Source organism: Pseudomonas graminis (genome assembly GCF_900111735.1).
In the GTDB taxonomy this organism is placed as follows: domain Bacteria; phylum Pseudomonadota; class Gammaproteobacteria; order Pseudomonadales; family Pseudomonadaceae; genus Aquipseudomonas; species Aquipseudomonas graminis.
Map to the genome: position 1 here is coordinate 6,078 of NZ_FOHW01000067.1, position 4,669 is coordinate 10,746.

Consider the following 4,669-nt stretch of genomic DNA (forward strand, 5'->3'; position numbering starts at 1 on the left):
TCATATCGCCGGTGAATCGGGTTGTACGCATGATCGACCAGCAGCGAAGTGTTGATGCCTGGGTTCTGGATCTGCGACAGCTTTTCAGCCGGAATAGTGGACGCAAACTGCCAGCTCTTGCGTCCCATGGCGTCATAGCCAAAGCAACTAGTCAGCTTGCCTTGAGAGCGGTAGACCTCCCGATGCAGGTCATCGCGCTCCATGTCACTGATGAGCAGACCGTCGAGGTTAAGTTGGTGCAGGTGGCCGCTGCCGTAGTACAGATGATTCAAGTGCTGGCCAGTCGGCAATGTCAGCGTGGTCAGGTTGCTTAGCGGATCGTATTCGTAAGCCAGCGCACCTTGCGGTGTGGTCTCTTTGATCAAGCGACCCAACAGGTCATAGCTGAAGTCGAGCGTCTCTTCAGCAACACCGAGCTTCTTGCCAATGCTTGAAGGCTGGCGGTGGATGCTGAGCAACCGGTCTGCTTCGTCGTAACTGTAATCCTGCCGAGCATCCTGATTGACCTTCGCGAGCAAGCGACCAATCACATCACGCTCAAACTCGGTACTGCGCTGCGGCCGCTCTGCCCTATCGCCGTAGCCGATTTCATCCAACCGCGTCAGATGCCCGCCCACGTTGTAGCTGAACCGGCGCGTCAGGTTGTCGATGCGCTTTTCTTCGATCAGACGATCGGAGGCGTCGTATTCGAAGGTGTACGTGGCGTTGTTTTCGTTGACCAGCGCGGTGAGACGAATTGCCTTGTCGTACTCATAACGAACGCGCTGGCCCTTGGCGTCTTTCCGCGAGCTTGGCAAGCCGCGCTCGTTGCGTTGCAACCTGATGATTTGGCCCTTGCCGTCGGTATGAGTAAGCACCTGCCCGAAGGCGTTGTACGTAAACGCTTCTTGTGTGCCATCAGGATGTTTGATGCGCAGCACTTCACCCGCAGGTTTAAGCTCCAGCTCGGTGGTCTGACCCAGCGCATCAGTGACCGAAACCAGCTGCAGGCGCTCGTTGTAGTGGTAAGTGGTGCACTTTCCAGAACAGTCCTGAAACTTCTCGACCTGTGCGTGGTTGTTCCACCAGAGGAATTTCGACTTGTGGTTGGCATCGATGATGGTGTGTACCAGACCATCATCGCTGTAGAAATACTCGGTGCGCTGGTCTAGCGCATCGTATTCCTCTGTCAGGTTGCCCTTGTTGTCGTAATGGCCTTTCCAGGTACTCCCGTCGGGATAGCTGACCTGTTTAACCAGCGAGGTCAGATGGTGATGTTGATAGCGCGTGCTGCGACCCAGCGGGTCGACCTCCTCAATCAGGCGCGAGTACTCGTCGTATTTGAGCGTCAGCTGGTTGCCGTCGGGCAGCGTCAAGCCGACGATGTTGCCGAAGTCATCCAGCGTAATTGCGTACTGTTCACCGCCGAAGTCGCGGCTAGCGGTGACCCGGCGATCGGCGTTGTAGTGAACCCGCGCCTCGCGACCCATTACGTCTGTGACGCGGGTGGTGCGCCCCTTGAAGTCGTAGTCAAAATTGAAATGTTCGCCGTCGCTGGTCCAATGCTCGACCACGCGTGGCTGACCGTCGATGGTTTCCCAGCGGTATTCGCAGGCGAGGCCGAGCGCGGTGCTGTGCTGTGCCGCGTCATAACGCCATCGGTGTAGCTGAAATAACGCAGAGTGTCGCCGTTGCGATTACTGACCTGGCTCAACTGGCCGTTGTCGTCATAGCGATAAGTGACCAAGGTTTCGAACGCTTGGTCACCGACGATGCGTTTGACCTCGGTAAGGCGACCGAGTGGGTGGTTGTAGTGCAAATGCACGCGCAGGCCCCCGGTCGCGCTGGTGTCAGTTAGCTTGCCATCGGCTGTGCGCGAACAGTACAGGTGCCGAGAGCCACGCCGGCACCAGCTGATCTCAGGCTCGCATGATTCGCCAGTTTTGCTCCGATCAGGAACGTAAAGCACCGAGGGAGATCACACCTCTTGCCTTTGAACCGTTCTTTTGGTGACGTCCTCTATGGAACACGTACTCTCAGAAGCCTCGTTAAACGCGCTGCAGTCGTCTAATGCGGCCCAGCGCTCATGAATAAATATAAAATAGGGACTTTCACACCGTTAACGGCCTGCTCTAATCGGGCTCGACAACTTGTAAAGACATGCATCCGTCAATTTCGTAAGTCCTCACATTGACGATAAAAATCAGTATATTTTCGTGGACTTTCATCGCTACCCAAACCCGTTTATGAGAATTATCTTTGTCCCTTAGAGATTGTAGACACTTTGTCGCACCGTTAAGCACACTCCCCTGAAATTTTAGATTATTAGCGCGAAACTCTATTATGGAACGGAGTGTCGGAAACTCCTCTACGTTGTAGCTATTCAGATCTAAAGGAATAGGGAGTCGGCCATGTAAAACTTTCGCTTTAGCTAGCACCTCAGAAGTTCGGCGATCAAAGTGGCCAGATTTAATGAACCCTTCAAAGTCTGCGTTTTCTAATAAATCTTTAGAGTTCATTTGGATCAAACACCTTTAGGCCAGATCGACTCCCTTGCAGTAGCACTTCTGACTCACCATAAGCATCTGGAGAAAACTTCCATGCCCACGCATCACCTGGCTTGGGAGCTCCCGTAGGGGTACCTAGCACAACGCCTCCCGCCCCGTCCTTTTCTTCCCACCATTTAGCAACTTTCGGATCACGCGTCCAAGATGTAAATGGGCTATCCCCGGAGACGCCGCCGAGGTTATGTGTCTCTTCGGACATAGTGCTATTAACATTCCCGGGCTCCACGACACCATTTCTCGCATTAGCAATCTCAGGATGATTAGCGCTTACGCCCCGTCCAACTCACACTGCCACCCTAGCGGGACGGTCCAACTACTTGGTTTTGGGACATAGAAGTATAGGTTATTGCTCCCCAGCAACCCAGTCGGGCCCTGCCTTATAAATCTGCAGCATCAAAAATCCCTTCGCAAGAAAAATATGCATTCGCTATTTTTTGTGGACTAAAAGCGCAACGCTTAATCATAGGTGTCGAACCCCGATCAAGTAACGTGATGAGATCGGCGGTCGGACATCGGGAAAGATTATCTCTTTAGTCTCATCCCATCTCATAGACGACGCAGCTTTGAACAAGCAAGTTTAAAGAATTATGCTAAAACTGCACCGACGTTATGAGCCAGCGACGAACGGTGGGCCGATGGTTATACATCGATCTCCGATTCATCTTTCAGCCCTTCAATGAAAGAGCCAAACGTTTTAGCGATCCACCTATATGCGTTGGCATGATTGGTCGCTGGACTGCACTCGGAGTCGAAGGAATCCGTTGCGAAAAAGCATACATTACCTTTTTTTAAATCAAGACAGAAAAAATTACCTCCATCATCGTTTGCGAATGGCAACAGCGTGCTTGGAATAACATCCTTTGCGGTCATCAGAGCATAGCAACCTCCCAAAAAATTCGTATCTTGCGCGGCAGGATCGTCTTTAGACGCAACAGCTTTGAATTTTTTTATCCGAATAGGATCGTACTCATCTTCGCTGTCCCACCAATCTTTATCCGGTACGCCCCCATTGTTTCTTAAGTAAAATTCCTTGAAATCCTTAGGTAATTGGATATTAACTATGACCTCTAAGCTCTCTATATCAGTTAGTCCAACAGGGGGTTCAGCTTTAGATACCTTAAGTAGCGACATTTGCTGCACCTTCCTTAACAAACCGTTGAGGCGCCCCTAGGCGCCCGACCTTTAAGCCATCCCTTCGATTGAGCAATCCCTACCGCGTCGGCTTTACCATATGCTTTTGACGGCAGTCCAAAATGCTTTTCAAACTGCGAAACTGAGCCTCCATGAGGAAAGGTGGCTTCGTGAGCTGAAGTTTTGACAAGCTGCATTGTGGTTTTGCCAGTTTTCGGATCAAAATCATCAACATGATGCCATGTGTAATCGTCCGCTGCAGAAACTTTGATGCCGGCCTCTTTATAAGCTTGAGTAAAATCACGAGTCCGGGATCCCTGCATGGTGATCGTGACGATATTTTTTTGATTACCAGTTACCGGAAATAGGTCAGGCGACCCTGTAAAATCGACGCCCTTAAAAGCCCAGCCCCATGGATCGATCCATATATTCGGATTCGGCGCATATCGATAAAGATTATACCCACCGGCCAAGCCGATCGGGTCTTGAGTAATGAACTGACCTACCTCCGGATCGTAATACCGAAACGTATTGTAGTGCAGCCCCGTCTCGTCATCAAAGTACTGGCCTTGGAAACGCAGGTTTTGCTCAACCTCGCTGACCGCCAACGATTCAACTTCGCCCCACGCCTTGTAAGTCGCCTGCCAAACGATCTGGCCATCGACATCCGTCATCTCCAGCGGCGTGCCAATCTGGTCGGTATGAAAGTAGTAAAGCGTCCGCTCTGCCTCACCTTCGCTCTGGTCAACCCGGGCAAGTGGCGCATAGCTTCCTGGCTCGTAAATATAGAGGCTGCTCTGCCAAGGCGTTTCCTCACGCAGCATCCGCAGGCCTTGCCAGAGAAAGTGCTTGTGCTCAGTCTGGCCATCAATCTCGGACGTCTTGCCAACCCTACGACCCAAGCTGTCATACCGGTACGTACCGACGCTGTGCATCTGGCTGTTAACCATCGTTTCCGCACGCACGAGCCGGTTTTCGCAATCGTAGGTGAA

3 protein-coding genes and 1 pseudogene are annotated in these 4,669 nt (G+C 51.9%); all 4 read right to left on the reverse strand.

Annotation, left to right across the window (positions count from 1 at the left end):
* A pseudogene (locus BMY98_RS27755) lies at positions 1–1,867 on the reverse strand (type IV secretion protein Rhs); the annotation flags it as partial.
* Positions 1,868–2,111: 244 nt separating this feature from the next.
* Positions 2,112–2,498 (reverse strand): hypothetical protein, encoded by a 387-nt coding sequence (locus BMY98_RS27115; protein WP_074893596.1) that lies wholly within the window; start codon positions 2,496–2,498, stop codon positions 2,112–2,114.
* A gap of 687 nt (positions 2,499–3,185) precedes the next feature.
* A complete protein-coding gene (locus tag BMY98_RS25910) occupies positions 3,186–3,677 on the reverse strand; it encodes an SMI1/KNR4 family protein (RefSeq protein WP_074893598.1) in 492 nt (163 codons plus the stop codon).
* Positions 3,678–3,691: 14 nt separating this feature from the next.
* Positions 3,692–4,669, reverse strand: a 978-nt coding sequence (locus BMY98_RS25915) for an RHS repeat-associated core domain-containing protein (protein ID WP_217648336.1), incomplete at its 5' end; no start/stop codon positions are given.